The 26515-nt window shown below is 64.7% G+C and carries 28 protein-coding genes; 8 read left to right on the top strand and 20 right to left on the bottom strand.

Annotated elements, in window-relative coordinates:
* Positions 1-12: 12 nt before the first annotated feature.
* Entirely contained in the window at positions 13-819 is an 807-nt protein-coding gene (locus PXK01_RS03100) for a metallophosphoesterase (protein WP_274858826.1), read from the bottom strand.
* A gap of 38 nt (positions 820-857) precedes the next feature.
* Positions 858-2000, bottom strand: a complete 1143-nt coding sequence (locus PXK01_RS03095) for an alpha-D-ribose 1-methylphosphonate 5-triphosphate diphosphatase (protein ID WP_274847816.1) — start codon at positions 1998-2000, stop codon at positions 858-860.
* Positions 2001-2052: 52 nt separating this feature from the next.
* On the opposite strand from PXK01_RS03095, the gene PXK01_RS03090 reads away from it, so the two are divergent.
* Positions 2053-2736 carry a DUF1045 domain-containing protein gene (locus tag PXK01_RS03090; protein ID WP_274858825.1) on the top strand — a complete coding sequence of 228 codons (684 nt, stop codon included), beginning with the start codon at positions 2053-2055 and terminating at the stop codon, positions 2734-2736.
* On the opposite strand, the gene phnN is transcribed toward PXK01_RS03090, so the two are convergent.
* From phnN to phnG, 7 genes are read right to left on the bottom strand one after another with little or no spacing between them, the layout of a single operon-like run.
* Complete coding sequence (phnN, locus tag PXK01_RS03085; RefSeq protein ID WP_274858824.1) at positions 2718-3278, bottom strand: phosphonate metabolism protein/1,5-bisphosphokinase (PRPP-forming) PhnN; 561 nt, start codon at positions 3276-3278, stop codon at positions 2718-2720. The two genes, PXK01_RS03090 and phnN, sit on opposite strands and share 19 nt — an antisense overlap.
* A complete protein-coding gene (gene phnL, locus PXK01_RS03080) occupies positions 3275-3958 on the bottom strand; it encodes a phosphonate C-P lyase system protein PhnL (RefSeq protein ID WP_274858823.1) in 684 nt (227 codons plus the stop codon). Before phnL ends, phnN begins: the two co-directional genes overlap by 4 nt.
* 10 nt (positions 3959-3968) lie before the next feature.
* Complete coding sequence (gene phnK, locus PXK01_RS03075; RefSeq protein WP_192964531.1) at positions 3969-4739, bottom strand: phosphonate C-P lyase system protein PhnK; 771 nt, start codon at positions 4737-4739, stop codon at positions 3969-3971.
* Positions 4736-5596 (bottom strand): alpha-D-ribose 1-methylphosphonate 5-phosphate C-P-lyase PhnJ, encoded by an 861-nt coding sequence (locus PXK01_RS03070; protein WP_274858822.1) that lies wholly within the window; start codon positions 5594-5596, stop codon positions 4736-4738. The genes phnK and PXK01_RS03070 overlap by 4 nt, the downstream gene beginning before the upstream one ends.
* Before the next feature lie 42 nt (positions 5597-5638).
* Positions 5639-6739 carry a carbon-phosphorus lyase complex subunit PhnI gene (locus tag PXK01_RS03065; protein ID WP_274858820.1) on the bottom strand — a complete coding sequence of 367 codons (1101 nt, stop codon included), beginning with the start codon at positions 6737-6739 and terminating at the stop codon, positions 5639-5641.
* A 3-nt stretch (positions 6740-6742) separates the two neighbouring features.
* The gene (gene phnH, locus PXK01_RS03060; RefSeq protein ID WP_274858818.1) at positions 6743-7327 is read right to left on the bottom strand and encodes a phosphonate C-P lyase system protein PhnH; all 585 of its coding nucleotides are present in this window, start codon (positions 7325-7327) and stop codon (positions 6743-6745) included.
* Positions 7327-7779 carry a phosphonate C-P lyase system protein PhnG gene (phnG, locus tag PXK01_RS03055; protein WP_274858817.1) on the bottom strand — a complete coding sequence of 151 codons (453 nt, stop codon included), beginning with the start codon at positions 7777-7779 and terminating at the stop codon, positions 7327-7329. The genes phnH and phnG overlap by 1 nt, the downstream gene beginning before the upstream one ends.
* A 108-nt stretch (positions 7780-7887) precedes the next feature.
* Here phnG and phnF point away from each other — a divergent pair, with 108 nt between their 5' ends.
* Positions 7888-8601 carry a phosphonate metabolism transcriptional regulator PhnF gene (gene phnF, locus PXK01_RS03050; protein WP_274858815.1) on the top strand — a complete coding sequence of 238 codons (714 nt, stop codon included), beginning with the start codon at positions 7888-7890 and terminating at the stop codon, positions 8599-8601.
* 267 nt (positions 8602-8868) lie between these two features.
* Here the strand turns inward: phnF and PXK01_RS03045 are convergent, their stop codons facing one another.
* From PXK01_RS03045 to PXK01_RS03035, 3 genes are read right to left on the bottom strand one after another with little or no spacing between them, the layout of a single operon-like run.
* Positions 8869-9672 (bottom strand): substrate-binding domain-containing protein, encoded by an 804-nt coding sequence (locus tag PXK01_RS03045; protein WP_274847807.1) that lies wholly within the window; start codon positions 9670-9672, stop codon positions 8869-8871.
* The gene (locus PXK01_RS03040) at positions 9669-10379 is read right to left on the bottom strand and encodes an ATP-binding cassette domain-containing protein (RefSeq protein ID WP_274858814.1); all 711 of its coding nucleotides are present in this window, start codon (positions 10377-10379) and stop codon (positions 9669-9671) included. Before PXK01_RS03040 ends, PXK01_RS03045 begins: the two co-directional genes overlap by 4 nt.
* The gene (locus tag PXK01_RS03035) at positions 10379-11083 is read right to left on the bottom strand and encodes an ABC transporter permease (protein ID WP_274847805.1); all 705 of its coding nucleotides are present in this window, start codon (positions 11081-11083) and stop codon (positions 10379-10381) included. Before PXK01_RS03035 ends, PXK01_RS03040 begins: the two co-directional genes overlap by 1 nt.
* A gap of 400 nt (positions 11084-11483) precedes the next feature.
* Here PXK01_RS03035 and nadA point away from each other — a divergent pair, with 400 nt between their 5' ends.
* Genes nadA through nadC form a run of 3 tightly spaced genes read left to right on the top strand, consistent with a single transcriptional unit; the run spans position 11484 to position 14980 of the window.
* Positions 11484-12536, top strand: a complete 1053-nt coding sequence (gene nadA, locus PXK01_RS03030) for a quinolinate synthase NadA (RefSeq protein WP_274858812.1) — start codon at positions 11484-11486, stop codon at positions 12534-12536.
* Between the two features lie 3 nt (positions 12537-12539).
* Complete coding sequence (locus tag PXK01_RS03025) at positions 12540-14129, top strand: L-aspartate oxidase (RefSeq protein WP_274858810.1); 1590 nt, start codon at positions 12540-12542, stop codon at positions 14127-14129.
* Positions 14126-14980, top strand: coding sequence for a carboxylating nicotinate-nucleotide diphosphorylase (gene nadC, locus PXK01_RS03020; protein ID WP_274847802.1), 855 nt, complete (start codon positions 14126-14128; stop codon positions 14978-14980). The genes PXK01_RS03025 and nadC overlap by 4 nt, the downstream gene beginning before the upstream one ends.
* A 2-nt stretch (positions 14981-14982) precedes the next feature.
* Here nadC and PXK01_RS03015 read toward each other — a convergent pair whose 3' ends face one another.
* From PXK01_RS03015 to PXK01_RS02980, 8 genes are all read right to left on the bottom strand, one after another.
* Positions 14983-16977 carry a CocE/NonD family hydrolase gene (locus PXK01_RS03015; protein WP_446728360.1) on the bottom strand — a complete coding sequence of 665 codons (1995 nt, stop codon included), beginning with the start codon at positions 16975-16977 and terminating at the stop codon, positions 14983-14985.
* A gap of 42 nt (positions 16978-17019) precedes the next feature.
* Positions 17020-18123, bottom strand: coding sequence for a CaiB/BaiF CoA transferase family protein (locus tag PXK01_RS03010; protein ID WP_274847801.1), 1104 nt, complete (start codon positions 18121-18123; stop codon positions 17020-17022).
* 88 nt (positions 18124-18211) lie between these two features.
* The gene (locus PXK01_RS03005) at positions 18212-19309 is read right to left on the bottom strand and encodes a TonB family protein (protein WP_274847800.1); all 1098 of its coding nucleotides are present in this window, start codon (positions 19307-19309) and stop codon (positions 18212-18214) included.
* Entirely contained in the window at positions 19306-19695 is a 390-nt protein-coding gene (locus tag PXK01_RS03000) for an ExbD/TolR family protein (protein ID WP_446728361.1), read from the bottom strand. Before PXK01_RS03000 ends, PXK01_RS03005 begins: the two co-directional genes overlap by 4 nt.
* Positions 19695-20078 (bottom strand): ExbD/TolR family protein, encoded by a 384-nt coding sequence (locus PXK01_RS02995; RefSeq protein WP_274847798.1) that lies wholly within the window; start codon positions 20076-20078, stop codon positions 19695-19697. The genes PXK01_RS03000 and PXK01_RS02995 overlap by 1 nt, the downstream gene beginning before the upstream one ends.
* Positions 20068-20745, bottom strand: coding sequence for a MotA/TolQ/ExbB proton channel family protein (locus tag PXK01_RS02990; RefSeq protein ID WP_274858809.1), 678 nt, complete (start codon positions 20743-20745; stop codon positions 20068-20070). Before PXK01_RS02990 ends, PXK01_RS02995 begins: the two co-directional genes overlap by 11 nt.
* Positions 20742-21167 carry a hypothetical protein gene (locus PXK01_RS02985; RefSeq protein ID WP_274858808.1) on the bottom strand — a complete coding sequence of 142 codons (426 nt, stop codon included), beginning with the start codon at positions 21165-21167 and terminating at the stop codon, positions 20742-20744. Before PXK01_RS02985 ends, PXK01_RS02990 begins: the two co-directional genes overlap by 4 nt.
* 26 nt (positions 21168-21193) lie before the next feature.
* The gene (locus PXK01_RS02980; protein ID WP_274858807.1) at positions 21194-23209 is read right to left on the bottom strand and encodes a TonB-dependent receptor domain-containing protein; all 2016 of its coding nucleotides are present in this window, start codon (positions 23207-23209) and stop codon (positions 21194-21196) included.
* Positions 23210-23487: 278 nt separating this feature from the next.
* Here PXK01_RS02980 and PXK01_RS02975 point away from each other — a divergent pair, with 278 nt between their 5' ends.
* From PXK01_RS02975 to PXK01_RS02965, 3 genes are read left to right on the top strand one after another with little or no spacing between them, the layout of a single operon-like run.
* Positions 23488-24546 (top strand): hemin-degrading factor, encoded by a 1059-nt coding sequence (locus PXK01_RS02975; protein WP_274858806.1) that lies wholly within the window; start codon positions 23488-23490, stop codon positions 24544-24546.
* A complete protein-coding gene (locus tag PXK01_RS02970; protein ID WP_274847793.1) occupies positions 24546-25409 on the top strand; it encodes a heme/hemin ABC transporter substrate-binding protein in 864 nt (287 codons plus the stop codon). The genes PXK01_RS02975 and PXK01_RS02970 overlap by 1 nt, the downstream gene beginning before the upstream one ends.
* Positions 25406-26509 carry a FecCD family ABC transporter permease gene (locus PXK01_RS02965; protein ID WP_274847792.1) on the top strand — a complete coding sequence of 368 codons (1104 nt, stop codon included), beginning with the start codon at positions 25406-25408 and terminating at the stop codon, positions 26507-26509. The genes PXK01_RS02970 and PXK01_RS02965 overlap by 4 nt, the downstream gene beginning before the upstream one ends.
* Positions 26510-26515: the final 6 nt, after the last annotated feature.

Here is a 26515-nt window from a genome sequence, read left to right as displayed (position 1 = left end):
GACACTCGGGCGTCAGCGCCCCTGCGTGCCGACCTCATAGGCGCAGAAACTCTCGTTCTGGATGGTGATCCGGGAGCCGTCGATCAGGATGATGCCCAGACCGGGATCCTCCTGTGTCGGGGCAAAACTGACCCAGTCCCAAGCGGGCACCGGAGGTGGTGCCTGAAACAGGACAGATCGCTGGGTGGCAAAGGGCAGGCCCGCCGCCACGCCGCTGACACTGCGGTGGACGTGGCCAATGCACAGCTGACACGGCCCGCTGATGTGCCGATTCACCAGCTCAAGGAAACTGTTCCCCTCCTCCATCCTGATCGCATCCAGCATCGGCAATCCCAGCTCCATCGGTGGGTGGTGGAGGAACAGGATCACCGGCAGACCTTCGGCCCGATCTCCGGCCTGTTGCAGTGCCTCTTGAAGCCACAGCCGCCGCGCTGCACAGAATTCCCCGGCTCCGGACGTCGGCTTGTGGGTGTCCAGCGCAAGGACCAGCGCACCCGACACAGGCACGGCATATTGCACGAAATCCTCCATGCAGCTGTCCGGTACCGGCAGGGTTTGGCGCAGAAGCGCGCGATCATCGTGGTTTCCCATCATCGGGAACCACGGCATGTCCAGCCGGTCCAGCAGGGGACGCAAGGCCACATAGTTTTCAAGGCTCGGGTGATTCACCAGATCGCCCGAGATGACACAACAGTCAGCGTCCCCGTGGTGTGCATTGATATGGGCGATCGCCGCCTCCAGCCGTGCGCGGGGATCATGGCCAAGGGGGGCACCTTCGGCCACGAAATGAAGGTCGGACATCCAGATGATCTTAACCATGGGGCGCGCTCCGGGCAGGCTGCTGCTGTCGTTCGAGGTTATGCCACCCGCTGACCGCGAGCAAACACACCCTGCAGGGCAGGCACACCGGCTCGCAGCCCAAAGCGGATCAGGTCCGCACGCTTGCCGATCTCCAGCCTCCCGCGATCCTCAAGGCCAACCGCCTTGGCCGGGGCACAGGTGACGGTGGCCAGCCCCCGCGCCATATCGCCCCAGATTTCTCCCAGCCGCGCCGCTGCCAGCAAAAGCGCCGCCGGCACATAGTCGGAGGAGACGATATCGAGAAGATCCAGCTCGGCCAGCTCCTGTGCCGCCACATTGCCCGAATGCGAGCCGCCGCGGATCAGGTTCGGCGCCCCCATCATCACTTGGATGTCATGAGCATGGCAGGCGCGGGCCGCCTCCACGGTGGTGGGGAACTCGGCCAGGCGGATGCCGTGACCGGCCGAAACGGCGACCTGATCCTCGGTGGTATCGTCATGGCTGGCCAGCACCGCGCCGAACCGCTGCGCCGCCTTCACTGCCTCCACCTCGTGAAGATCGCCATAGGTGTCGCGCATGGTCTTGAGGTTCGCGATATGCTGCAAAAAGGCATCGTCATCGAACCCGTGCTTGCCCTTCACATAGGCCTCCAGTTTCGAGATGTCGCGGAACTGGCGCTGCCCCGGCGTGTGATCCATCAGGGAGACCAGCCCGACGCGGTCTTCATCGCCAAACTCATTGAGCTCATCCACCAGCGTTTCCGAGCAAACCTCGGCGCGCAGGTGCAGGAAATGACTGATCTTGAGCGCATCCTGGGCGCGCAGCTCCAAGAGTTCACTGGCAAGGCTGCGGGCATATTGGCCATAGCGCGCCTCCTTTGCCTTGATCGAACCCACGCGCATCGCGTCAAAGACCGTGGTGATCCCGGTGCCCGCCAGCTCCGCATCATGAGCGATGATCGCAGCGGCATGGGGCCAGTCCACCTTGGGGCGGGGCTGGATGTGACGCTCCAGATTATCCGTGTGCAGCTCGATCAGGCCAGGACTGACAAAATCACCGCCGCAATCCACCGCACCTGTGGGCACGCCCGTGCCCTCGGCCATATCCGCGATCTCTCCACCCTTGATCTTGATGCTACCGGTGCGGGTTTCGCCAGGCAGGACAAGGGTGGCATTGGCAAGGATCATCTCTTGTGTCATCTGGATTTCACATCTTTCGAGGTATTGGAAAGGCCACGTTTAGGAGGCCAATGTGACATTCACGCGATACGCGATCTATTTTGCGCCGCCCCACGGGGCGGAATGGAGCCAATTCGGTGCCAGCTGGCTGGGCTGGGATATGGAGACGGGGGAAGCGCTGCCGCACCCGGATCTGCCGGGGCTGGACGTGGCCACCATCACCGCGACACCGCGCAAGTATGGCCTGCATGCAACCATGAAACCGCCGATGCGGCTGGCCGAGGGGTCTTCGCAGGCCGATCTGAAGGCCGCCTGCGCCGCACTGGCCGCCACGCAGGCGCCGGTGACGCTGGACGGCTTGCAGCTGGCGCGGCTGGGTCGGTTTCTGGCGCTGCGCCCGGTTGGCGATGAGAGCGCTCTCAATGCGCTGGCCGCCGCTTGTGTCACGGAACTGGACGCCTTTCGCGCCCCTGCCCCCGAGGCAGAGCTTGAGCGGCGCCGCGCTGCGGGCCTCAGCCCCGCGCAGGAGAAGAACCTCGTGACCTGGGGCTATCCCTACGTGCTGGACCAGTTCCGTTTTCACATCACCCTGACTGGCAAGCGGCCCAAGCCCGAGCTGCCGGGCGTCGAGGCGGCCCTGCAGGCGCATCTGATCCCGCTCTTGCCCGCGCCCTTCGTGATCAAGGATCTGGCGCTGATGGGCGAAGATTCCGAGGGACGCTTTCACCTGATCCACCGCTACGCCCTGACCGGCTGAATCGCAGCGCGCGCGGCCATGACCGCCGCGCCCATATCGCCGCTGTTGTCGATCTCATGAACCTTGGCCAGCCCCGCAGGCAGGGGTTTACCCGCGCGGGCAAGTCGACGCTGCACCTCGGCGGCATCCTCGCGCCCGCGCGCCGCCAGACGGGCGGCGAGCACCTCGGGACGGGCCGTAACGGACAGCACCCGAAAATCGTCAAAGGCACCTTGTGCCTCCAGCAGCACCCCACGTGACAGGTTCACCAGAACGGCCGTGGCCCCGGCCCGAAGGCTCTCGATCTCTTTCGGAATGCCATAGTGCAGCCCATGGGCAGGCCAGTGCAGGGCAAAGGCGCCCTTGCTTGCCAGATCCAGAAATTCGGCTTCGGTCACCGGGGTGTAATCCTCGCCCCCTGCCTCGGGCGCGCGGGTGATGACCCGGCGCATCAGATGCACGCCGGGATCGGCCTGACGCAACGCCTCCATCAAGCTGTCCTTACCGACGCCCGAGGGGCCGACAACCGCAATCACCGGCCCCTTATTCATGGTCAGGCTCATGCCGCAACCTTTGGCGAAAAGCCCGAGACATCGACAAAGCGGTCGCAGACCTGTTCGCGTGCGGCCTCGTCATGGAAGATGCCGACAATGGCCGCTCCGCGCGCCTTGGCTCCTTCGATCAGACCCAGAACGGTCGCCCGGTTCTGCGCATCAAGGCTCGCCGTGGGTTCATCCAGCAACAGCGCCGGATAGTCATAGGCAAAGCCCCGCGCGATATTCACCCGCTGCTGCTCCCCGCCGGAGAATGTCGTGGGGCTGAGGCTCCAAAGCCGCTCGGGAATGTTGAGCCCCGCCAGAAGCGTCGCCGCCTTTTCGCGTGCCTGTTCGATTGGGGTGCCCACCGAAAGCAGTGGCTCGGCCACCACATCCAGCGCGGGCACGCGCGGCACCACCCGCAGGAACTGGCTGACATAGCCCAGCGTCTTGCGGCGCAGCGCAAGGATCTCGCGCGGCTCGGCCTTTGCCACATCGGTGTCACCCACCATGATACTGCCACTGGCAGCCAGGTAGTTGCCATAGATCAGCCGCATCAGGGTCGATTTACCGGCGCCGGATGCGCCCACCAGGCCGACGCATTCGCCAGGTTTGACGGAGAGCGTGGCACCCTCCATCACCGGGATCACCGCGCTGCCCTGATTGTGCAGGGTGAAGCTTTTGCTGACGTTTTGAAGTTCGATCATCACTCTGTCCTCACACCTGCAACACGCTGGAGACCAGCAGCTGCGTATAGCCATGTTGCGGATCGTCCAGCACCTGATCGGTGAGACCCGTTTCCACCACATGGCCGTCCTTCATCACCATCAGCCGGTCCGCCAGCAGGCGCACCACCGCCAGATCGTGGGTGACGATAATGGCGCTGAGACCCATCTCGCGCACCAGCCCCCGCAAGAGATCCAGAAGCCGCGCCTGCACCGAAACATCGAGGCCACCCGTGGGTTCATCCATAAAGACCAGCCTTGGCCCGGTCACCAAGTTGCGGGCGATCTGAAGCCGCTGTTGCATGCCCCCCGAAAAGGCCGAGGGGCGGTCATCGATGCGCGCATCGGAAATCTCCACCCGGCCCAGCCAATCGGCCGCGCGGGCGCGAATATCGCCATAGTGACGGTCCCCCACGGCCATCAGCCGCTCGCCGATGTTGCCGCCGGCCGAGACCGACATGCGCAACCCGTCGCGGGCGTGCTGGTGCACAAAGGCCCAGTCGGTACGCCCCAGCATGCGGCGGGCGGGTTCCGACATGGTGACCGTATCCACCGGCCCGTCGGCGCGGGTGTCAAACACCACCTCTCCCCGATCCGGCGCCAGATGCCCGGCCAGGCAGTTCAGCAATGTGGACTTGCCCGAGCCGCTTTCGCCGACGATGCCCATGACCTCACCGGGGTAAAGGTCAAAGCTCACATCGGTGCAGCCGATCCGCGCGCCATACATCTTGGCGACGTCTTTCACTTGCAGCAAAGGGGTCATGCCGCGGCCTCCTCTCCCAGGCGGCCCACATGACCTGCCTCGCGCCGCGAACGGCAGTAATCGGTGTCCGAGCAGACAAACATCCGGTTGCCCGCATCATCGAGGATCACCTCATCCAGATAGCTGTCCTCTGCCGCACACAGGTCACACGGGTGATCGGCCTTGCTGGCCTCGAACGGGTAATCCTCGAAATCGAGGCTCACGACCTTTGTGTAGGGCGGCACCGCATAGATGCGCTGCTCGCGGCCCGCGCCAAAGAGCTGGATCGCCGCCATCTCCATCTTGGGGTTGTCGAACTTGGGGATCGGCGAGGGATCCATCACGTAGCGGTCCGAAACCTTGACCGGATAGGCATAGGAGGTCGCGATGGCGCCGTGCTGGCTGATATCCTCGTAGAGCTTCACATGCATCAGGCCATATTCCTGAAGCGCGTGCATCTTGCGGGTCTCGGTCTCGCGCGGCTCAAGAAAGCGCAGGGGTTCCGGGATCGGCACCTGATAGACGAGGATCTGATCCTCGGTCAACTGCGCCTCGGGGATGCGGTGGCGGGTCTGGATGACGCTGGCCTTTTCCGTCTCCTCGGTGGTGGCAACACCTGCGGTGCGTTCAAAGAACTTGCGGATCGACACCGCGTTGGTGGTGTCATCGGCGCCCTGGTCGATCACCTTGAAGGTATCCTCGGGCGTCAACGTCGCGGCAGAGACCTGCACCCCGCCGGTGCCCCAGCCATAGGGCATGGGCATTTCGCGGCTGGCAAAGGGCACCTGATAGCCCGGCACGGCAAGGCCTTTCAGAATCGCCCGGCGGATCATCCGCTTGGTCTGCTCGTCAAGATAGGCAAAGTTATAGTCAGACATTCTGGGCACCCTTCTTCAAAATGGCCCTGTGTTGTGTGAAGCTCATTCCGCCGCCTCCCGTGCAGCCATCTGCTCCACCGCCTCGGCGGCTTCTCGGCGCAGCTTGCGCACCAGTTCCAGCTCGGACTGGAAATCGACGTAATGGGGCAGCTTGATATGTTCGAGGAACCCGGTCGCCTGGATATTGTCCGAGTGGCTGAGCACGAATTCCTCATCCTGCGCAGGCGCTCCCAGATTGTCCTCACCCAGCTCCTTCCAGCGCAGCGCGCGGTCCACCAGCGCCATGGCGATGGACTTGCGCTCTGACTGGCCGAATACCAGGCCATAGCCACGGGTGAATTGCGGCGGCACGGTTTTTGAGCCTTTGAACTGGTTCACCGTCTCGCATTCAGTCAGCTCCACCTCGCCGATCTCGATGGCAAAGCCCAGCTCGGGGATCTCCATCTCAACCGCCACGGTGCCGATGCGCAATTCGCCCACAAAGGCGTGGTTGCGCGCGTAGCCACGCTGGGTGGAATAGGCCATACCAAGGATGAACCCCTCGTCTCCGCGCGTCAGCGATTGCAACCTGACCGACCGGTCAGCGGGAAAGGCCATCGGCTCGCGCGTGAGGTCCCCGGGCTGGGCCTCTGACACAGGTTCGCGCTCGATGATATCCTCGCCCTGCAGGAACTCGGTGATATGGGGCGTGGGTTCGGTGCGGGGGGCAGAGGTCGGCGCCTCCACGGCTTCCCCTTCGGCGGCCAGTTTGAAGTCGAGCAAACGGTGCGTGTAGTCGAAGGTCGGCCCCAGCACCTGCCCGCCCGGCGCATCCTTGAAGGTCGCCGAGATGCGCCGGTCGCAGGCCATCGCGCCAGTCTCCACCGGCAGCGTATAGCCAAAGCGCGGCAGGGTGGTGCGATAGGCGCGGATGAGGAAGATCGCCTCGATCAGATCGCCGCGCGACTGTTTGATCGCCAGCGCCGCTAGGTCGGGATCGAACAGCGATCCTTCGGCCATCACCCGGTTCACCGCCAGCGCCAGCTGTTCGCGGATCTGCGCCAGTGACAGCTCGGCCACCGAGGTATCGCCGCGACGCTCTTCGGCCAGCCAGGCATGGGCGTTGTCAATGGCGCGCTCGCCGCCCTTTACAGCAACATACATGCCTTAAGCCTCCGCATGGATCTGGGTCGAGCGCGGCAGCGCCGCCACCTGAGAACCAGAGGTGAAAAAGAAATCGACGCCCAAGGGATAGAGCATCGCATTGCTCGCGCAGGCCATCGGATCCGGCAAGCCCATCTGCGCTGTGTCCTTGATGCCCGGCCCACTGAGACTGGAATTGGGGGCATCAAAACCCGCAACCTCGACAATCAGCGTGGTCGAGCGGTCGGGGTACTCCGCCGTCCCGATGGGAAAACGGTCCAGCGGCATCAGCGCCTCCCAGCCGCCGAGGGCAAAATCCGCCTCTTCTGCACCCACAATGGGCGCACCGGTGTGAAAGGTCAGCCAGCCGCGCAGGGCGTCACTATCGACATCCGGCGCGAGGAAAACACCGGTTTCAGGATCGCAAAGCGTCAGCAGCAGGCTGCCCGCCGCTGGCGAAATCCCCTCGGGCGGGGTGGCGCCCGTGATCTTTTGCACCGTGCCGGGGCGCGCCATGGCGTTCATTGCCGCGCGAAAGGCATGGGCCGAGGCCACCGGCGGATTGGCAAAACCACCCGCATAGACCGTATTGTCCGTCATCTGGTTCATCAGTCCTCTCCCCGCACCATGGTGAAGAAATCGACTTTGGTTGCCGCCGCCTTGGAGGCGCGGGCTTCCTTGGCCGCCGCGCGCTCGTCCTGCAGCGGGGTCAGGATCTTGGCGCGCAGGGTGTCTGCCGCGTCGGTCTGCATCAGGGCGTCGATCTTGGCGGCCATCTCGGCCTTGGCCTTGGAGCGGCCCTGCACATAGCCATGCCCGACGGTGCCATCGGTCAGCGACAGGGCACAGCGGGTGACGGTCATCTCACCCAGATTGAAGGGCGCGCCGCTGCCGCCCATGCGGCCACGGACCATGACGCCGCCCGCCTCGGGTGCGCGCAGCCAGTCGAAGGCTGGTTCATGATCAAAAGCGTGCCAAAGGTCGGCAAGCCGGGCATCGTCAGCCGAGGCCAGCAGGCCCATCCAGGCCTTACGATCCTCTGCGGAAAAAGTGGTGTTCATCGTCTCAAAGCCTCTTGGCCGGGTTGTCTATATTTACTATACAACTAGACAAATATTAACTGACTCGCTGCCAAAGGCGCAATCGAAACCTTGTGAAAGTTTCATGACATGGCCCGCACCCCCGTCTGGAAATCCATCGCCACCGCCCTGACCGAGGACATCGCCCAGGCGCGCTATGACACCGGAGACAAACTGCCGGCCGAGGCGCAGCTGGCCGCACGCTTTGGTGTCAACCGCCATACGGTGCGCCGCGCCCTGGCCGAGATGGCCGCAGGCGGGCTGGTGCATTCACGGCGTGGCGCCGGCGTCTTTGTGGCGGCAAGGCCAACGGATTACCCGATCGGCAAACGTGTGCGCTTTCACCAGAACATCTCCAAGGGCGGGCGGACGCCGGCCAAGCAGATCCTCACCACCGAAACCCGCGCCGCGGCAGAAGGCGAAGCCGCTGCACTGGGGCTTGCCGCCGGTGATATGGTGCATGTCTACGACGGATTGTCGCTGGCGGACGGGCAGCCCATCGCGCTGTTTCAAAGTATTTTTCCAAGCGACCGTTTCCCCGGCATGCTGGAAGCCCTGGAGGAGACGCAATCGGTCACCGCCGCCCTGAAACGCTGCGGTATTGAGGATTACACCCGCCTCGAGACCCGCATCACAGCACGCCAGGCGACCGCCACCCAGGCCCTGCACCTGCGCATCCCCGAAGGCGCGCCGATCCTGCGCACGACCGGGATCAATGTCGATGGGAACGGACAGCCCATCGAATACGGCCGCACCTGGTTTGCAGGTGACAGGGTTACCCTGACTGTTGGCGGCGACGCGTAACGAGGCGGGCCCGTACAAACGCAAACCGTTCGCCAAATCCGGGTCAAGGGCCACGAAGTGGCCGTGCGCATGCACGGTTCACCCTTGAGGCGGATATGGCGGACAACACCATCGACATGGCGCCTCAGGGCAGACCTGCCCCTGAGGCGCCTCTCAGCAAAGGAAAAGCGCCGCGCGAAGCGCGGCGCCAGGCCCAACCGGGACAACGCATTTTTCAAATGCGGCGCCACGGGCGGGAGCCCCCCCCGCCACGGACACCTTGTGCGTCTACTGCTTGGCGTTGAAGACAAACAGGGTTTCACCGTTGATCGTGTAACCGTTGATCAACCCCTTGGCCTTGTCCGACACCAGCCAGGCTTCCAGCTTCATCGCCAGGTCGTTCTTGGCATGGGCATGTTTCTCCGGGTTCACCGGCAGATAGGCATATTGGTTGAACAGCACCGGATCACCCGAGAACAACAGCGCCAGATCGCCCTTGTTGCCGAAGTTCAGCCAGCTGGCGCGGTCGGCCATGATATAGGCTTCCATCCCCGACGCGGTATTGAGCGCCGCGCCCATGCCGGCCCCAACCGCGCGATACCAGCTGCCAAAGCCTTCGGCATCCAGCCCCGCGGCCTTCCAGAGGCTCAGCTCCTTCTTGTGGGTGCCGCTGTCATCGCCGCGACTGACAAACAGCGCCTCGGCACTGGCAACCTTTTGCAGAGCATCCACAGCGGATTTTGCGCCCGCGACACCGGCCCCATCCGATTTCGGCCCGATGAAGACAAAGTCGTTGTACATGATCTCACGGCGGTGGGTGCCATTGCCCCCGGCCAGGAATTTCTCTTCGGCCTTTTTCGAGTGTACCAGGATCGCATCCACATCACCCGCCTCGCCCAGACGGATCGCCTGACCGGTGCCGACGACCAGAAGCTGCACATCCAGATCCAGGTCCTTCTTGATCTCAGGCAGCAGGATCTCGGCCAGACCCGAGTTGTGGAACGAGGTGGTCACAGCCATCTTCATCTCCTCGGCAATCGAGGCCGTGGCCAGAACGGCGGCGGCAACAGCGCCAAACAACACATGTTTCATTCTACAATATCTCCTCTCAAGAAAGCGGCCCCTTGCGGGGTCTGTGGTCCGGCAAAAAACTCTGCCGCCGGGGAAAACTCGTGAATGCGGCCACCGATGACGAGGATCACCTCATCCGCCAGCCGCTGCGCTTGACCCATGTTGTGGGTCGACATGATCAGGCGGGTCCCGCCCCGGGCCGCCTCGGTCAGGATCTCTTCGATTTCCCGCGTTGCGCGCCCATCCAGCGAGGCGCAGGGTTCATCCAGGAACAACACGTCCGGCTCGCGGATCAGGGCGCGGGCCAGGGCCAGCTTCTGCCGCTCACCACCGGACAAGAGCACCGCCTGCCGCTCCAGCGCGTCGCCCAGATCGATCCGCCGCGCCCAGTCCGCCGCACGGGCGCGGGCCTCCTTGCGGGGCACCCCGATCAGACGCAGGGGATAGGCGATATTCTCCACCACCGAGCGGCGCATCATCACCGGCATCTGAAAGACGAAGGCTTGGCGCTTCTCCGCCTCTTCGCGCGGGCAGGCCCAGTTCAACCGTCCTTCATTCAGCCGCACGACCCCGTGCAGCATCTTGAGCAGCGAGGTCTTGCCAGCCCCATTCGGCCCGACCACGATGGTGGTGCCCTGCCCTTCAAGCTTCAGATCCACGGGGCCGACCAGCACCTTGCCGCGACGGCGCACCATGCCCTGCTCGACGGTCAGCGGAAACATCTGCATCACCAGCGCCCCCCGCGTTCGGTATGGCCGATCCAATGGATCGCCAGGTTCACCGCAATGGCCATGCCGATCAGCACGAAACCAAGGCCCAGCGCCATGGCGAATTCGCCCTTGCCGGTCTCCAGCGCGATGGCCGTGGTCAGAACCCGCGTTGCGTGATCGATATTGCCACCCACCACCATGATGGCGCCGACCTCGCCAATGGCACGGCCAAATCCCGCCAGCGCCGCGGTCAAGAGCGCCCGACGCCCATCCCACAGAAGCGCCCGGATACGCTGCCCTTGCGTGGTGTTCATCGAGATCAAGAGATCGTGGTAGTCGCTCCACAGTTCCCGCAGCGATTGATGCGCGATCGAGGCCACCAGCGGCACGATGATGATCACCTGGGCAATCACCATGGCACTGGGGGTGAACAACAGCCCCAGGACCCCGAACGGCCCGGCCCGCGACAGGAAAACATAAACGATCAGCCCGACCACCACCGGCGGCAGCCCCATCAGCGCGTTCAGCACGGCAATGGTGGCGCGGCGCATGCGAAAGCGTCTGACGGCCAGAAGCGCAGCCAGCGGCAAGGCAATCGCAGAGGCTATGGCAAGCGCGGTCAAAGTGACCCTGAGAGAGCGCAGGGTGATTTCCACCAGATCGGGATCCAGCATCACCACCAGCCAGAACGCCTGGCTCAGCCCTCCCCAAAGATCAGACATGACGCGTGAATTTCCCCCCGATGGCTTGGGGTTACAGGCGTTGCTCCCCCTAGCTGCGTCAATTTCAAAACACAAGCGCGTGAGGCAAAACAGAAAAAAATGCAGCGGACCTTCAAAAAGGACAAATTGTCCACCATATAATGGACAGCCCCTCTGGCGGCGGTCATAAAGGCGCCGCCCCCGGCACCTCCTGCGCCGGGTGACATGAATGACGGAAAGCCACCCAACCAGACCACAGCTGCGGGGCCGGGTAACCGCTGCCGAGCTGCAGCAGCGCCAAAACAGCGCAGACCCGGTGGTCAGCCCTCGCCCTTACTTGCACGTGCCAAGTGAACGTGAAAGAAGACCCACCCAAAGTGCCCGCCACAGGACTCGGCGGACGCGTTTTCGAGGAAATGCCATGTTCGATCTGCAAACCATGCGCGATCAACTCGCCGATATCTATGATCTGGCGCCCAATCCCGACCTGGCGCAGGAAATGTCAGAGACCTACGCCCGCATGGATCGCGTGGTGAACCCGGTCGACTGGACCCGTTATGCGCCCTACGTGGCCGCGATCAACGCCCTGAAGAAAGAGCGCGGCGCGGTCATCCTGGCCCACAACTACATGACGCCGGAAATCTACCACGGTGTCTCCGATGTGGTCGGGGACAGCCTGCAGCTGGCGATCGAGGCGGCGCGGGTCGAGGCGGATGTCATCGTGCAATGCGGCGTGCACTTCATGGCCGAGACCTCCAAGATCCTTTCGCCTGAGAAAACCGTGCTGATGCCGGATATGGCGGCGGGCTGCTCGCTCGCCGAAAGCATCACCGCCGCGGGCGTCGAAGAGATGCGCCGCAAATACCCCGGCGCGCCGGTCGTCACCTACGTCAACACCACCGCCGAGGTGAAGGCCGCCTCGGACATCTGCTGCACCTCCTCCAATGCTGCGCAGATCGTCGCCGCGATGGAGAGCGACACGGTGATCATGACGCCGGACAAGTACCTGGCGCAGAACGTGGCCAATCAGGTGCCGCAGAAGAACATCGTCTGGTGGGATGGCGCCTGCATCGTGCACGAGCAATACACCGCCAAGGATCTGCGCGATTTCCGCGAATGGAACCCCGGCACCCGGCTGATCGCCCACCCCGAATGCCCCCCCGACGTGGTAGCCGAGGCGGATTTCTCCGGCTCCACCAGCGGCATCCTCAAATATGTGACCGACGAAAAGCCCGAAAAGGCGATGCTGATTACCGAGTGTTCGATGGCCTCGAACATCGCGGATGCCCTGCCCGAGGTGGAGTTTGTCGGCCCCTGCAACATGTGCCCCTACATGAAGATGATCACGCTGGAGAAGATCCTCTGGTCGCTGCACACCATGTCCACCCCGGTCGAAGTGGATCCGAAAGTGGCCGACAAGGCGCGTCTTGCGGTGCAGCGGATGATCGATCTCAGCCAGAAACTGGGTATCTGACCAGTGGCAGCGGCCCGTACAGCGCCTGTCGAGACCGGCCGCATCGTCATCGTCGGCGCCGGGCTTGGCGCGCTCTATGCCGCCCTTGAGCTGGCACCGCGCCCGGTCCTGATGATCTCTCCGGAAACTCTGGGCCTGGGGGCAAGTTCCGCCTGGGCGCAGGGCGGCGTCGCCGCCGCCATGGACCAGAGCGACAGCCCCGAGGCCCATGCCGCCGACACCCAGGCGGCGGGCGCAGGCACGGTCGACCCCGACGTGGCCGCCATGGTCACCCGCGTCGCGCGCGATCATATCCTCGACCTCACCGACCTTGGCACGCCCTTTGACCGCGACGAGATGGGCAACTACGTGATGAGCCGCGAGGCCGCCCATTCCGCCGCCCGCGTGGTGCGGGTAAAGGGCGACCGGGCCGGGGCGCAGATCATGGAAACCCTGGTGGCCGCCGCCCGCGCCGCCCCTTCGGTGCAGGTGCTGGAGAACACCCAGGCCGTCAGGCTGGAAGTTCAAGATGGCACCGTCACCGGCGTCTGGATCGCCCGCGCCGATGCGCCTTCGGACCCTGTGCTGATCAGCTGTCCCGGCGTATTGCTGGCCGGGGGCGGCTCGGGCGGGCTTTATGCTCATACCACCAACCCGCCCCGTATCCGGGGGCAGGTCATCGGCCTTGCCGCCCGCGCGGGCGTGCGCATCGCCGACCCCGAATTCGTGCAGTTCCACCCCACCGCCTTTGACATCGGCGAAGACCCTGCCCCCCTGGCGACCGAGGCGCTGCGCGGCGATGGCGCGACCCTGTGGAATAACAAGGGTGAACGCTTCATGCTGGCGGTCCACCCGGATGCCGAGCTGGCCCCGCGTGACATCGTTGCCCGCGCGATCTTTGCCGAGACCCAAGCCGGGCGCCGCCCGGTGCTGGACACCCGGCAAGCGCTGGGGTCCAAGGTGCTGACCCGCTTTCCCACCGTCGCCGAGACCTGCGCCCGCGCCGGGATCGACCCGGTGCATGAGCCGATCCCCGTGGCCGTCGCTGCCCATTACCATATGGGCGGGGTGGACACCGACATGCAGGGGCGCGCCAGCCTTGGCCGTCTCTGGGTCTGCGGCGAGGCCTCTTCCACCGGGCTGCATGGTGCCAACCGGCTTGCCTCCAACGGGCTTTTGGAAGCGCTGGTCTATGCCCGCACCGCCGCTGCCGACATGAAGGATCTGACCCAGGAGGGCGATCTGTCGGACGTTCAGATCAGCTTCGCCCCGGATCGGCACGAAACCAACGCGACCGCCGTGCAGGTCCTGCGCGACACCATGACCGCCCATGTGGGAGTCCGCCGCACCGAACTGGGCCTGGAAACGGCGCTCGCCACCATCGCGCGGCTGGAAGCCGAGAACGCGCAGGATGAAGCCTTCGTCAACATGTGCGCCACCGCCACCCTGATCGCCGCCGCCGCCCTGATGCGCCGCGAAAGCCGGGGCGGGCATTACCGCGATGACTTCCCCGAGGCCGAGCCGGCCCAGGCCCACCGCACCCATATCACCCTGACCGAGGCCCTCTCCCTGCGCGACCGGATCGCGGGCGAGGCCACAAAGGAGTCCGCATGAGCACCGCCTTTGCCACCCTGCCCGACCTGATCCTGGAGCCCATGGTACGCGCCGCCCTGCACGAGGATCTGGGCCAGAACGGCGATATCACCACCCGCGCGGTGATCCCGGCCGATGTGACCTACTCTGCCCGGCTGAATGCCCGGCAAGAGGGCATTGTCTCAGGTATGCAGATCGCCCGTATCGCCTTTCACCTGGTGGATGCCGGTCTGAAGGTGGAAACGCTCTTGCCCGATGGCAGCGCCTGCAAGCCCGGCGACACGCTGATGACCATCGAAGGCTCTGCCGCCTCGATCCTGTCGGGCGAGCGGGTGGCGCTGAATTTCGCAGGCCGTCTGACCGGGATCGCAACACTGACCCATTGTTTCGTGCGCGAAACAGCTGGAACCGACACCCGCATCACCTGCACCCGCAAGACCACGCCAGGCCTGCGCATCGCCGAAAAACAGGCGGTGCTGCACGGGGGCGGCTTCAACCACCGCTTTGGCCTGTCGGATGCGATCCTGATCAAGGACAACCATATCGCCGCGGCTGGCGGCATCACCGCCGTGCTGCAGGCCGCAAAGGCCAGCGTCAGCCACATGATGAAGGTGGAGATCGAGGTCGACACGCTGGCCCAGCTGGATGAGGTGCTGCAGACCGGCGGCGCGGATGTGGTGCTTCTGGACAACATGGACACGCCGACGCTGGCAGAGGCCGTCAAGATGGCGCGCGGCCATCTGGTGACCGAAGCCTCCGGCAACATGAAGCTTGACCGCATTGCCGAGGTCGCCGCCACCGGAGTCGACTATATCTCCTCAGGCGCGCTGACCCATTCGGCGCCGACGCTGGATCTGGGCCTCGACTTCTGAGCCTAAAGGCAGCCGCGCGGCACGGTTTCGCTCCATTCCCTGACCAGAACCGGCTCTGAGGCGCCGCCCTCATAGGCGTGAATGCGGCGCCAGAGGTAGAAGTTCTGCGTATCGCAGGTCATGCGGTTTTCGGTATCGATCGCCACCTGCCAGTCGCCGCGCTCAAAGGTGAACCGCCAGTCGGATTTGAAGGTGGCCGTGGCCGGGTCATCCGGATGGATCGCGTAGTGCATCGTGACATGGCTGCCCACCTGCAAACCGTTATGCGGGTTCACCGCCTCGCCGTAATCGTCAAAGGTATCCAGCACCAGCGTGCCGTCCGCGAGCGTTTTCGTCTCCGACGTACCAGAGGGGCTTCGCAGCTCGGTGCCGCCCAGCGTCGGATAGGGCTGCGCGGGACCGGGCGCGTGGGGCGGGATTTCTTCGGTCACGCTCCGCTCGGGCAGGATCAGGGCGCAGCCTGCAAGATCCAGCGTGATCTCTGCCGCCTCGGGCGCGGGCCAGACGATGGGCCAGTAGGAGGTCGAAAGCGCCAGCCGCAGCACATGCCCCTCCCGCAGCGCATGAGCGCATTCACCCAAAGGGAATTCCACCTCGTAGCGCTGACCGGGCACCAGCTTCTCTGGCGCGTCATGGCCGTTCAGATGCGTCAGGTTGAAGGCGCGATAGCTGATCCGCTGCGAGCTGCCATCCGGCGTCACGTCGCAAAGCCGCCCGACGATCTGCGCCACCGGGCGATCCACGGTAAAGGCGATGCGAACGCGGGGGCGGCCAAGGATCTGCAACTCACCGTCCAGCGGCGCGGTGTCGAAACAGGCCGACAGCGCATCATCCCCCGCCTGATCGCCGGGCAGTTCGTTGTCGATCCGCATGCCCGGGCAGAAATACCCACCCGCCTGACCGACGGTTGCCGGGCTGGCGACTGTGCAAGTCCCGGCACCCGCAGTATCTGTCAGGCTGCCTGTCGAAAGATGAAGCACCCGCTCGGTCACATTGGGCGAGGGCCAGTGCTGTTCCGCCACCCAGCGCCCTTGCCGGGGCTTGTTCTCCTTGGTGGGGCCGAAATGTTCCTGCATATAGGTGCGGTAATCGGGCAGGGCTCCGGCGCCGGTGTCCTCGCCCTTTAGCCAGTGATCGAACCAGCGCAGCACCTCGCCATGGAAATCCGCCGGATCCAGCTTCGAGATATGCGGATAGCGATGCTCCCAAGGCCCCATCAGCGCCTTGGTGGGCGCGGTGAGGTTCGCGGCCAGCATTGCAGGCGTGTTGAGGTAGGCATCGGCCCAGCCGGTGATCGCCAGCACCGGCGCCGTGATCGCAGACCAGTCCTCGCAGACCGACCCGTGTTTCCAGAAGTCATCGCGGGACTGATGGCGCAGCCAGTCCGCAGACATGAAGGGCAGCTTTTCGATCCGCTCCAGCCAGGCCGCGCGCCAATCGGGGCGCAAGTCAGGGTCCAGCGGTCGCGTCATATAGGCGAACATCTGGCTGCCCCAATTGGCATTGTCGCTAAGCAGACATCCCCCCATGTAGTGGATGTCATCGGCATAGCGGTCGGCGGTTGAGGCGACCGAGACCACGGCCTGCAATTCGGGTGGGCGACGGTAGGCCAGTTGCAAGCCGTTGAAGCCACCCCAGGAAATACCGATCATGCCGACCTTGCCGTTGCTCCAGGGCTGCGCGGCGATCCAGGCCAGCACCGCCTCGCCATCGCTCAACTCCTGTTCGGAGTATTCATCGTCAAACAGCCCCTCGCTGTCGCCACTGCCTGCGATATCGACACGGATGCAGGCGTATCCCTTGGCGGCAAAGACGGTGTGAGTGGTCTCGTCCCGCGGCGCGGTGCCGTCGCGCTTGCGATAGGGCAGGTATTCCAGGATCGAAGGAAAGGGCGCCTCGCCCATGGGCAGCCAGATGCGCGCGGCCAGGCGGCGCCCGTCGGGCATCGGGATCCAGGTGTTTTCAATCAGGGTATAGGGGGGGCGCATCATGGTCATCCAATGTCAAATTCCATGGTGCCACCCTGCCCCCGTGCCTCGCTATTTGGCAAGCTTTGGCGCGGATTTATCGAGCGCCAGTTCCGCATCGGAAAACTTCCAGGGGCCGCGCACGCCCGGCACGCCTTCGGGCGCAATCTGCATGCCGCGATGGCGGATCTGCGGATCGTCAAAGGCCTGACCGATGGTGTTGATCGGCCCGGCGGGGACCGTCGCGGCCTCAAGTGCGGCCAGAAGATCGGCCTGCGTCCAGTGCAAGAGCGCCGCCTCCAGAAGCGCGGTCAGATCCCTGCGGTTGGCGACGCGCGTCTGGTTGGTCAGGAACCGCGGATCCACCTTGAGATCGGGCATCTGCAGGACGCCACACAGGCGCTGGAACTGGCCGTCATTGCCAACGGCCAGGATGATATGGCCATCCTGCACCGCCATCACCTGATAGGGCGCGATATTGGGATGATCGTTGCCAAGCCGCGTTGGGCTGGTGCCGGTGGCGAGATAATTCATCGCCTGATTGGCCAGCATCGCCGTGGCGCAATCCAAGAGCGACATATCCAGATGCTGCCCCCTGCCCGTGGTGTGGCGCTGCTCCACCGCCGCAAGGATACCGATAGTGCCGTATAGCCCGGTCACGATATCGGTGATGGCGACGCCCACCTTCTGCGGCTGGCCGTCGGGATCGCCGGTGATCGACATCAGTCCCGACATGCCTTGAAGCAGGAAGTCATAGCCCGCGCGACTGGCATAGGGGCCATCCTGCCCAAAGCCCGTGACCGAGCAATAGATCAGCCGCGGGTTCACCTCTTTCAGGCTGTCGTAATCCAGCCCGTATTTCTTCAGGCCACCCACCTTGAAGTTCTCGATCAGGATGTCGGCGTCCCTGATCAGATCGAGGACGATCTGGCGCCCTTCCTCGGTGCGGAAATCCGCCGTCACGCAGTCCTTGCCGCGATTGGCAGCGTAATAATAGGCCGCCGTCTTGTCGCCCTCGCGCTCGATGAAGGGAGGCCCCCAATGGCGGGTGTCATCGCCCGCCTCGGCTTCGACCTTGACCACCTCGGCGCCCAGGTCCGCAAGCGACTGGCCAATCCAGGGACCGGCCAAAATACGGGCGAGTTCAACCACTTTGAGGCCTGAAAGCGGGGTCATGGCGGCTCCTGTTCTTGATGCTGTGCCGCCTATGTAGCCCAGCCCCCGAGTGGCGGCAATCTTTGATCAAATCGCGTTCAGCCGCGCCTCACTTACCCTTGATCCGCACGGTAAAGCTGGTGCGGGCTCCGGGGGGCGGCGGTGGAAACGGCGCGGCCCGGCGCACCTGTGCCACCGCGATCTGATCCAGCTTGCCCGATCCGGAGCTGCGCGCAAGGCCAACAGCGGCCAGGCCGCCGTTCGGCGCGATGCGGAAGGACACCGTGGCCACCCCGCGCACCGTCGCACGCCGCTTGGCCCGCTCGATCCGCCGCAGGACCAGGCCGGGATAGTTGCTGGCGGCAGCATTGCCCTGCACCTTGGCCGTGCCACCGCCGCTGCGGGACTGGCCACTAGGTTGTTTCGCCGTGGCCTGGGCCACCCCCCGTGTTGCGTTCACATCGCTATTGCCGCGCGGTTTCGCGGGTGGCTCCTGCCGCTTTGTGACCCGTTCCACCGGCTGCACGGGGTCCGGTTTCGGCTGCGCCTTGATCGGTTCAGGCGGGCGGCTTGGGCGCGTGACAGGCTTGAGAGAAACCGTGACCTCAGGCGCTTGCGGTACCGGCTCCTGCACGGCCTGTTGCGGTGGCGGCGTCATGGCCGTCTGCACCGGCAGCGGTGTCGTGGTCTCGGCCACGGGGGCTGCCGCATCCGGGGTAACCGGCTCTGGCGGCGGGACGGCGGCTGTCTCTGTCACCGAAGTCGCGGGCGGCGCCACAGCGGTCTCTGACGGCGGCGGGGTCTCGGTCGGCTGGGCCCGTGGCGGCGCAATCTCGATCCCGGGCGTCAGGGCAGCGGTCACCACAGGGGTCGGTGCAGCCTCTTCCACCGGCGGCATCTGCATGGCCGGGATCACCGGCGTGACCGCCTGTGGCGGGGGCGGCGCCTCTGCGGTCTCTACCGGCTCGGCGATCTCGGGCGTCTGTTCGGGTTCCTGGGGCTGTTCCGTCAGCTCTTCCGCAGGCTCGGGAGTTTCCACCCCCACGGCGAGATTGGCGAAGGAGCCCCCGACAGCGGCCAGTTCCGTCTCGCCCCCGGCCTGCTTTATCTTGGGCGTATTGGTCAGCGCCACGCCGCCTGCGTGGACCATGGCGGCCAGGGCCAAAGCGACCAGAGCGACCAGGCGGGACTGCGGCACCCGGCTCATTTCAACGCCCTTTCCGAGACAAGGATCACACGCTCCGCCCCGGCAGCGCGCAGGGCATTGCCGATCTTGACCAGTTCTTTTGCGGGGAGCGCGCGATCCGGCACCACCCGCAGCGCGGCGCGTTGCTCTTCACTCAGGCCCGCGACATAGGCTTCCGCATCCAGCACCGCTTCACCGCGATAGGCAAGAGCGCCATCGGCATGGATCACCAATGTATCCGGGGGGGCGCTGCCCTCCAGGTCGGCGGTGTTGATCAGCTTCACCTCCCGGTCCATCGGCGGCGCCAGGGTGCCTGCGATCATGAAGAAGACCAGCATCAGGAAGACGATGTTGATCAGCGCGATCGTCGGCTCGCGCTCGCTTTGGATATGCCGCATGATCCGCATCAGCCCAGCACCACCGTTTGCAAGCCCTCGACCTGGCGCAGCACCATCAGAAGATCGACCAGACGCTGGGCATTGGCGCTTTCGTCGGGGCTGATCAGGACCAGGTGACCGCCACCATCCTGCGGCTGCAGACGCACCAGATCGGCGATACGGTCCAGATCGGCGGGCTGCCCATTCAGGGTGACGCGATCGGCACCCAGGGTCACGAAGAGCTTTTGCCGCTCCTGAACCTTGGTGCCCTGACCGGCGGCCATCAGTTCGACCTCTCCGTATTTGGAGAAGGTCGAGGTCAGCATGAAAAACAGCAAGAGCAGGAAGATCACGTCGATGAGCGAGGTCATCGACAGCCGCCTGCGGGCCTGGCCCTGCAGCTTAACCGCCATGGGGCGCCCCGACGGAATGCAACCTGGCAGGTGCGGCTGACCGTTCGGTCGGGCAGAACAGGGTGCGCAGGGCTCGGTTGGCAAAGACACGTTCGCGCTGCATCCGCGCCGAAAGCCAGCTCAGCACCAGCGAGGTGGGCATCGCCACCGCAAGCCCGGCCGCCGTGGTCAGAAGCGCCACCCAGATCCCACCGGCCAGAAGCGCCGGATCGACGGAAGATCCCGCCGATTGCAACTTCTGGAAGGCTTCGATCATGCCGATCACGGTGCCGAACAGCCCCATCAGGGGCGCCAGCTGCGACACCATATCCAAGGCGCCCAGACCGCGCTCGAGCCGGGCAAAGCTCTCTTCTGCCTCCGCATCGGCGCGATCCGACAGGGCGGCATCCCCGTCCTGTGCCATATCCCTGGAAAGGGCCAGGTGCAGGACCGGCACCAGATAGGAGCGGCTGCTTTCGAGATGGCGCAGGGCGCCGTCGCGATCCCCCTGGTCCCAGGCCGTCACGGCTGCGGACAGATGCGCATGCCGCCCCACCCGCGCCGCCCGGTACTGCCAGATCTTGTAGAGCACCAAGGCCGCGGTCAGGATCGACACCACCAGCAGCAGCAACACCACCGGACCGCCCAGGTCCAAAATGCGATTGATCGCCTCCTGAACCCAGATCATCCGATCAGCTCCTGATCGGTGCGGCTGGTCAGGGTCAGGGCGCGGCTGCACGCCCCTTCGGGGAGACCACCACCCTCGCAGGTGGTGGCCCCGTTGATCAAGACCCGGCTGATCCCCGTGCAGGCATAGGGGAACTGGAACTGGCGAACCCGCATCCGCCCGGCGGGCAGATCCTGAAAGTCAAGCAGCGTCAGCCGGGCGACCTGTCCGTTTTCATCGAAGAGCACGGTTTCGAACACCGCCTTGGCGATGTCCTGCGCGTGACTGTTCTGGGCCACGAAGGACAGCAGACAGGCCTCGCCGACCTGCTCTGCCGTGCTCAGCTCGATCGACAGGGCAGGATCATCGGCCTGAGCTGCGCCTGCCAGCCCCGCCAGCAGCACCGCTGCCCGGGCCACCCATTTCATGTTCACGCGTTGCATGTGGTACCTCTTCGATTGCAGTTGGATCAGAAGGTCTTGGCCAGGGTCAGCTTGACGTTGCGACCCGGGGATTTACGAGTTGCCAGTGCGGCGGTGTAGGATTTGTCAAAGGCGTTCTCGACGCCCAGACGCACCTCTGCACCGCTCAGGGCGCCGGTCTGCACGCGGTAGGTCGCACGCAGGTTGCTGATTCCGTAGCCGTTGATCTTTGCGCCGGTGCTGTCGGTAAAGGACTTGCTGCCGACCAGCTCCCAGCTCAGGTCCCAGGCCTCGCCGATTCGCTTGCCCAGGGTCAGGCGTGCACTGTCAGCCGGAGCGTTGCTCCAGACGGTGCTGACGCCGGCGGTCGAAATCCCGGTGTAATCGCCGACCGACGCGTTGAAGTCGGCGTAAAAGCCGCTCTCCATGCTGTATGTCGCTTCGATCTCCACACCTTCGCTCTCCACTCCGCTGAACCCCGAATAGGAGGTGACATCCCAGAGCTTGGTCTTGAACAGGTTCACCTTGGTCTGCAGGGCATCGCCATCCAGGAACAACCCGGTCGTGGTATAGGAAGCGCCAAGCTCGTAGGTATGAGAGCGTTCCGGCTGCGTCATGAAGGTGGGATTGCCCATGTCATCGATGATCGGCAGGTTCTCCGTATAGGCACCGCTACCAAAGACCGCCCAGCCATTGTCAAAGGCATAGCGCGCCGACACACCGCCCATCAGAGCCGAATTGTCATAGGCGACGGATTTGTCGTGCGCCTCGATGTCCTGGGTCTCGTAGCGCAGGGCCGGCGTCACGGTCCAATGATCGCCGATGCTGATGTCATCCACCGCAAAGAGGGCGATGCGGTCATCGGTGCCACCGGGGGCCGAGGGCGCATCCAGGCGTTCCCTGCGAATGAACTCGATCCCCACACGCAGATCATGGGTCGCCATGCCGGTTGCAAAATACATGCTGTTCTTGGCAGTGAGCTTGGTGATCTCATAGTCCTGATCCGCGTCCGCCAACCCGATGACGATGGGCCCGGAGGGGGTGCCCTCCAACGGGCTTGAGCCCGACACATAGTCCGATTCCATGTGCTGGGTGGACCGGGTCAGGTTCACATCCAGATCGATCAGGTCGTTGCCGACCGGATTCCAGCGATAGCGCAGACCCGCGATCTCGTTGGTGACCTTGCGGTCCACATTGCCGAAGGAGCCTCCGGTGGTGCCGAAGGTATCGTAGGGAACGTCCTTCTCGTCGGTTTCCGAGTAGTTGTAGGAGGCGGTGATGGAATGCTCCATACTGTCGCCAAAGCGGTATCTCACCTTGCCGAGATACGACGGCATCCGGCTTTCGGTATTGGCGACCACCTGACCGTCGCCGTCCTTGTAGGGGTCCACGTCCCGCAGGGTGTAGTTCAACAGAACGTCCAGGTTCTTGGTCGGCTGCCAGGCCAGGATCGACGAGGTCACGAAACCTTCGGCATTGGAGCTGGCGCCGACGGTCTGACGGAACCGCAACCCGACCTCACCGCCCGTGAAATCCGCGGCATCCTTGGTCTCCATCTTGACCACACCGCCGATGATGCCGGACCCGAACTCAAAGCTGCCGATGGTGCCACGAATGACCGAGACCTGCCGGTAGAGTTCAGGGTCGGTGAACAGCTGCGTGCCGATGCGATAGAGCTCTTCCGATCCGGTGGTGGCGCCGTCGATGACGATGGCCACCTTCTGGTCGGTGCCATAGCTGCTGGTCGCGCCAAAACCGCGGATGTTCAGGCCCGAGCCTTGCGGACGGCTGCCGTTCACCAGGGTCACCCCCGGCACCGAATCGATCAGCTCGGCCACCGAGCCGGCCTGCCGGTCGTCCAGCTCCTCCTGGGTGATCACGGTCTCGGGCGTTGCCGTTTCGGTCTGCACCTCGCGCTTGCCCTGACCCAGTTCAACGGTGCCCAGGAACCCCTCTCCCTGGGTGTCCAGCGGCAGCTCTTGCGCCTGTAGGCCCGCACCAATTGTCATCCCGAGAACCGAAACGGTCCCCAGAAGCCGCATGCCAATAGGGTATTTCCCCATCACTTTTCCCTTCGCATCTTTCTTGCGTTCGAACCGAAGGCTTGCGGCGGGGCTGGCACGGAGTTCGCATATTCATATGAGTATTTGCTATTGCGGAAGCCAAATTTCCACTTGAGCCTGATAGTAAAGGTGATAAAAACAGTCAACAAAATTCAGCACAGCTGATCCGTTGACCGCCAGCTTCGCTGTCTCGCTCGAATTGCCGAGCCGCACAGCCACATGCCAGCCCTCTCCAGTCGCCAAAAACAGCCAATTGGCCGTCTTCGAAAGGGCTCGAAATGACCACCCAGACTTCCCCCTCCGCAGCGGAGATCCGCAGCGCGCGCGCCGAAAATGCGCAGATGCGTGACCGCGACTTTGCCGCCAAGCTGAACATCACCGAAGCCCAGCTGGTCGCCGCCTACTGTGGCGCGGGCGTGACGCAGATCTCCGCGCGTCCCGATGACGTCTTCCCGCGGCTGGAGATCTTGGGCGAGGTCATGGCGCTGACCCGCAACGAATCCTGCGTGATCGAAAAGGTCGGCACCTACAGCCACTACCGCAGCGGTGAGCGCACCAGCCTGGTGCTGACGCCAGAGATCGACCTGCGCCTGTTCCTGCAGCATTTCGCCTATGCCTTCGCGGTAGAGCGCGAGGGCAAGAAGGGGCTGGCCCGCTCGATCCAGTTCTTCGATTCCGCGGGCGATGCCGTCCACAAGGTGCACCTGCGCGAGGCCTCCAACCTGGAGGCCTGGGAAACGCTGGTTGCGGATCTGGCCCTAGCCGAGCAATCCGACACGCTGGACGTCGCTCCCCGCACCCCTGCGGAAGGCGCCAGGGAGAATCCCGAAAAGGTCGACATCCTGCGCCGCGAATGGGCCGAGATGACCGACACCCACCAGTTCCAGCGCCTGTGTTCCAAGCTGAAGATGAACCGCCTTGGCGCCTACCGCGTCGTCGGTGAACCGATGGCACGCAAGCTGTCGCCGGACACGGTGAACCCGATGCTGGAGGCGGTGCGCGATCAGGGCATCGAGGTGATGCTCTTCGTTGGCAACCGCGGCTGCATCCAGATCCACGGCGGCCCGATCAAGACCCTGCGCGAAATGGGGCCCTGGCAAAACATCCTGGATCCCGGCTTCGACCTGCACCTGCGGCTTGATCACGTGGCCGAGGTCTGGGCCGTCAACAAGCCCACCAAGCGCGGCGATGCGATTTCATTCGAGGCCTTCGACGCAGAAGGCACCATCCTGTTCCAGGTCTTCGGGCGTCGCACCGACGATAGCGACAGTCGCCCCGCGTGGAATGCCATCGTTGCCGCCCTGCCCTCGCTGACGACAGAGCTGGAGACCGCGTGATGAAGGCCCTCTCCCATCTCACCAAGGGTATTGCCCTGGCCCTGTTCACGGGCACCCTGGCGGCGGCCGCCCCGGCCGAGCGGATTGTCAGCATTGGCGGATCGGTGACCGAAGTCGTCTATGCGCTTGGCGAAGAACACCGGCTGGTGGCCCGTGACACCACCTCCAGTTACCCGGCAGAGGCGCAGGCGCTGCCAAACGTGGGCTATGCCCGCGCCCTGTCCCCCGAAGGGGTCCTGTCGGTGGCGCCGGATCTGATCGTCGCGACCTCGGGTTCCGGTCCGCTCGAGACCATCGAGGTGCTGAAGAAGGCCGATGTCGCCTATACCGAAGTGCCTGAGATCTACACCGCCGATGGCGTGATCACCAAGATCGAGACCGTCGCCACCGCCCTTGGTGTCGAAGCAAAGGCGGCCGAGCTGATCGCCGAGATCAAGCCCAGCCTCGAGGCCGCTCAGGCCCGGGCCAGGGAGCAGGCGGGCGATGCGCCGGTCAGGGTGCTGTTCATCCTGTCGACGCAAGGTGGGCGCATCATGGCAAGCGGACGCGGAACGGCGGCGGATGGTATCATCCGCATGGCCGGCGGCATCAATGCGGTCGACAGTTTCGAGGGCTATAAGCCGATGACCGATGAGGCCGTCTCGGCCACCGCGCCGGACGTCATTCTGGCAATGGACCGGGGCGGCGATCACGGCATCGCACTGGAGCAGCTGGCCAGCCTGCCCGCGCTGATCCCAACCCCGGCGGCGCAGAACGGGCGCCTGGTGCGCATGGATGGGCTGTCGCTGCTGGGCTTTGGTCCACGCACGGCCAAGACGGTCGAAACCCTGTCCAAGGCCTTCTACGAGGGGCACGCGGAATGAGCCTGGCCGCCGACACTCCTCAGGGGGCCGGAGATCAGGCTCGGGGCGGCTCCACCGGGGCGCCGGTGGACCGCCGACACCAGGCCCGGCGCCTGACGGTGGTGCTGGCGGCGCTGCTCGTGGTGACCTCGGTGACATCGCTGACCTTCGGGGCGGCGGGCACCTCTGTCTGGTCGGCGCTTGGAGATCTCCTGGCCGGGCGCGAGCTGTCGCAGCTGGACCGGATCATCCTGTTTGACATCCGCCTGCCGCGCCTGTGCCTGGGCATCCTTGTCGGGGCCGCACTGGCGGTCTCGGGCGCGGTGATGCAGGGGCTGTTCCGCAACCCCCTGGCCGACCCCGGCATTGTCGGCGTCAGCGCCGGTGCGGGGCTTGCCGCCATTACCGCCATCGTTCTGGGCAGCCTCCTGCCCGTTGCCTGGCGCGACACGCTTGGCACTGGCCTGGTGCCGGTTGCCGCCTTCTTTGGCGGCTGGGGATCGACCTTGATCCTCTATCGCACCGCCACGCGCGGCGGGCAGACCTCGGTTGCGACAATGCTGCTGGCCGGCATCGCCCTGGGTGCCCTGGCCGGAGCGCTGTCGGGCATCCTTGTCTACATGGCCGACGACAACCAGCTGCGTGATCTTACCTTCTGGGGCATGGGATCGCTGGCGGGGGCCACCTGGACCAAGGTGCTGGCCGCCCTGCCGGTGATCGCGCTGGCGCTGTGCGCCGCGCCGTTCCTGGCGCGCGGCCTCAATGGGCTGGCCCTGGGAGAGGCCGCCGCCGGTCACATCGGCATCCCGGTGCAGCGGATGAAGAACATCGCCATCATGGCCGTGGCCGGAGCCACCGGCGCCGCCGTTGCCGTATCGGGCGGCATCGGTTTCATCGGCATCGTGGTGCCGCATCTGCTGCGCCTTGCCACCGGGCCGGATCACCATCCGCTGCTGCCCAATGCGGCGCTTCTGGGGGCCACGCTGCTGCTTGCCGCCGACATGATCGCGCGGGTCATCATCGCCCCCGCAGAGCTGCCGATCGGCATCGTCACCGCAGTCCTGGGCGCGCCGGTCTTCCTGTGGATCCTGCTGAAGCGCCGCGCAGGCCTGGGACTTTGAACGGAA

Origin of the sequence: Phaeobacter sp. PT47_59 (assembly GCF_028890025.1) — a bacterium.
Lineage (GTDB): Bacteria > Pseudomonadota > Alphaproteobacteria > Rhodobacterales > Rhodobacteraceae > Phycobacter.
This window is presented reverse-complemented; position numbering and strand designations above follow the sequence as displayed.

Bases quoted from the DNA above. Each gene is read 5' to 3' on its own strand.
- PXK01_RS03100 (WP_274858826.1), bottom strand. From the start codon at position 819: ATGGTTAAGATCATCTGGATGTCCGACCTTCATTTCGTGGCCGAAGGT.
- PXK01_RS03095 (WP_274847816.1), bottom strand. From the start codon at position 2,000: ATGACACAAGAGATGATCCTTGCCAATGCCACCCTTGTCCTGCCTGGC.
- phnN (WP_274858824.1), bottom strand. From the start codon at position 3,278: ATGAGCCTGACCATGAATAAGGGGCCGGTGATTGCGGTTGTCGGCCCC.
- phnL (WP_274858823.1), bottom strand. From the start codon at position 3,958: ATGATCGAACTTCAAAACGTCAGCAAAAGCTTCACCCTGCACAATCAG.
- phnK (WP_192964531.1), bottom strand. From the start codon at position 4,739: ATGACCCCTTTGCTGCAAGTGAAAGACGTCGCCAAGATGTATGGCGCG.
- PXK01_RS03070 (WP_274858822.1), bottom strand. From the start codon at position 5,596: ATGTCTGACTATAACTTTGCCTATCTTGACGAGCAGACCAAGCGGATG.
- PXK01_RS03065 (WP_274858820.1), bottom strand. From the start codon at position 6,739: ATGTATGTTGCTGTAAAGGGCGGCGAGCGCGCCATTGACAACGCCCAT.
- phnH (WP_274858818.1), bottom strand. From the start codon at position 7,327: ATGAACCAGATGACGGACAATACGGTCTATGCGGGTGGTTTTGCCAAT.
- phnG (WP_274858817.1), bottom strand. From the start codon at position 7,779: ATGAACACCACTTTTTCCGCAGAGGATCGTAAGGCCTGGATGGGCCTG.
- phnF (WP_274858815.1), top strand. From the start codon at position 7,888: ATGGCCCGCACCCCCGTCTGGAAATCCATCGCCACCGCCCTGACCGAG.
- PXK01_RS03045 (WP_274847807.1), bottom strand. From the start codon at position 9,672: ATGAAACATGTGTTGTTTGGCGCTGTTGCCGCCGCCGTTCTGGCCACG.
- PXK01_RS03040 (WP_274858814.1), bottom strand. From the start codon at position 10,379: ATGCAGATGTTTCCGCTGACCGTCGAGCAGGGCATGGTGCGCCGTCGC.
- PXK01_RS03035 (WP_274847805.1), bottom strand. From the start codon at position 11,083: ATGTCTGATCTTTGGGGAGGGCTGAGCCAGGCGTTCTGGCTGGTGGTG.
- nadA (WP_274858812.1), top strand. From the start codon at position 11,484: ATGTTCGATCTGCAAACCATGCGCGATCAACTCGCCGATATCTATGAT.
- nadC (WP_274847802.1), top strand. From the start codon at position 14,126: ATGAGCACCGCCTTTGCCACCCTGCCCGACCTGATCCTGGAGCCCATG.
- PXK01_RS03015 (WP_446728360.1), bottom strand. From the start codon at position 16,977: ATGACCATGATGCGCCCCCCCTATACCCTGATTGAAAACACCTGGATC.
- PXK01_RS03010 (WP_274847801.1), bottom strand. From the start codon at position 18,123: ATGACCCCGCTTTCAGGCCTCAAAGTGGTTGAACTCGCCCGTATTTTG.
- PXK01_RS03005 (WP_274847800.1), bottom strand. From the start codon at position 19,309: ATGAGCCGGGTGCCGCAGTCCCGCCTGGTCGCTCTGGTCGCTTTGGCC.
- PXK01_RS03000 (WP_446728361.1), bottom strand. From the start codon at position 19,695: ATGCGGATCATGCGGCATATCCAAAGCGAGCGCGAGCCGACGATCGCG.
- PXK01_RS02995 (WP_274847798.1), bottom strand. From the start codon at position 20,078: ATGGCGGTTAAGCTGCAGGGCCAGGCCCGCAGGCGGCTGTCGATGACC.
- PXK01_RS02990 (WP_274858809.1), bottom strand. From the start codon at position 20,745: ATGATCTGGGTTCAGGAGGCGATCAATCGCATTTTGGACCTGGGCGGT.
- PXK01_RS02985 (WP_274858808.1), bottom strand. From the start codon at position 21,167: ATGCAACGCGTGAACATGAAATGGGTGGCCCGGGCAGCGGTGCTGCTG.
- PXK01_RS02980 (WP_274858807.1), bottom strand. From the start codon at position 23,209: ATGGGGAAATACCCTATTGGCATGCGGCTTCTGGGGACCGTTTCGGTT.
- PXK01_RS02975 (WP_274858806.1), top strand. From the start codon at position 23,488: ATGACCACCCAGACTTCCCCCTCCGCAGCGGAGATCCGCAGCGCGCGC.
- PXK01_RS02970 (WP_274847793.1), top strand. From the start codon at position 24,546: ATGAAGGCCCTCTCCCATCTCACCAAGGGTATTGCCCTGGCCCTGTTC.
- PXK01_RS02965 (WP_274847792.1), top strand. From the start codon at position 25,406: ATGAGCCTGGCCGCCGACACTCCTCAGGGGGCCGGAGATCAGGCTCGG.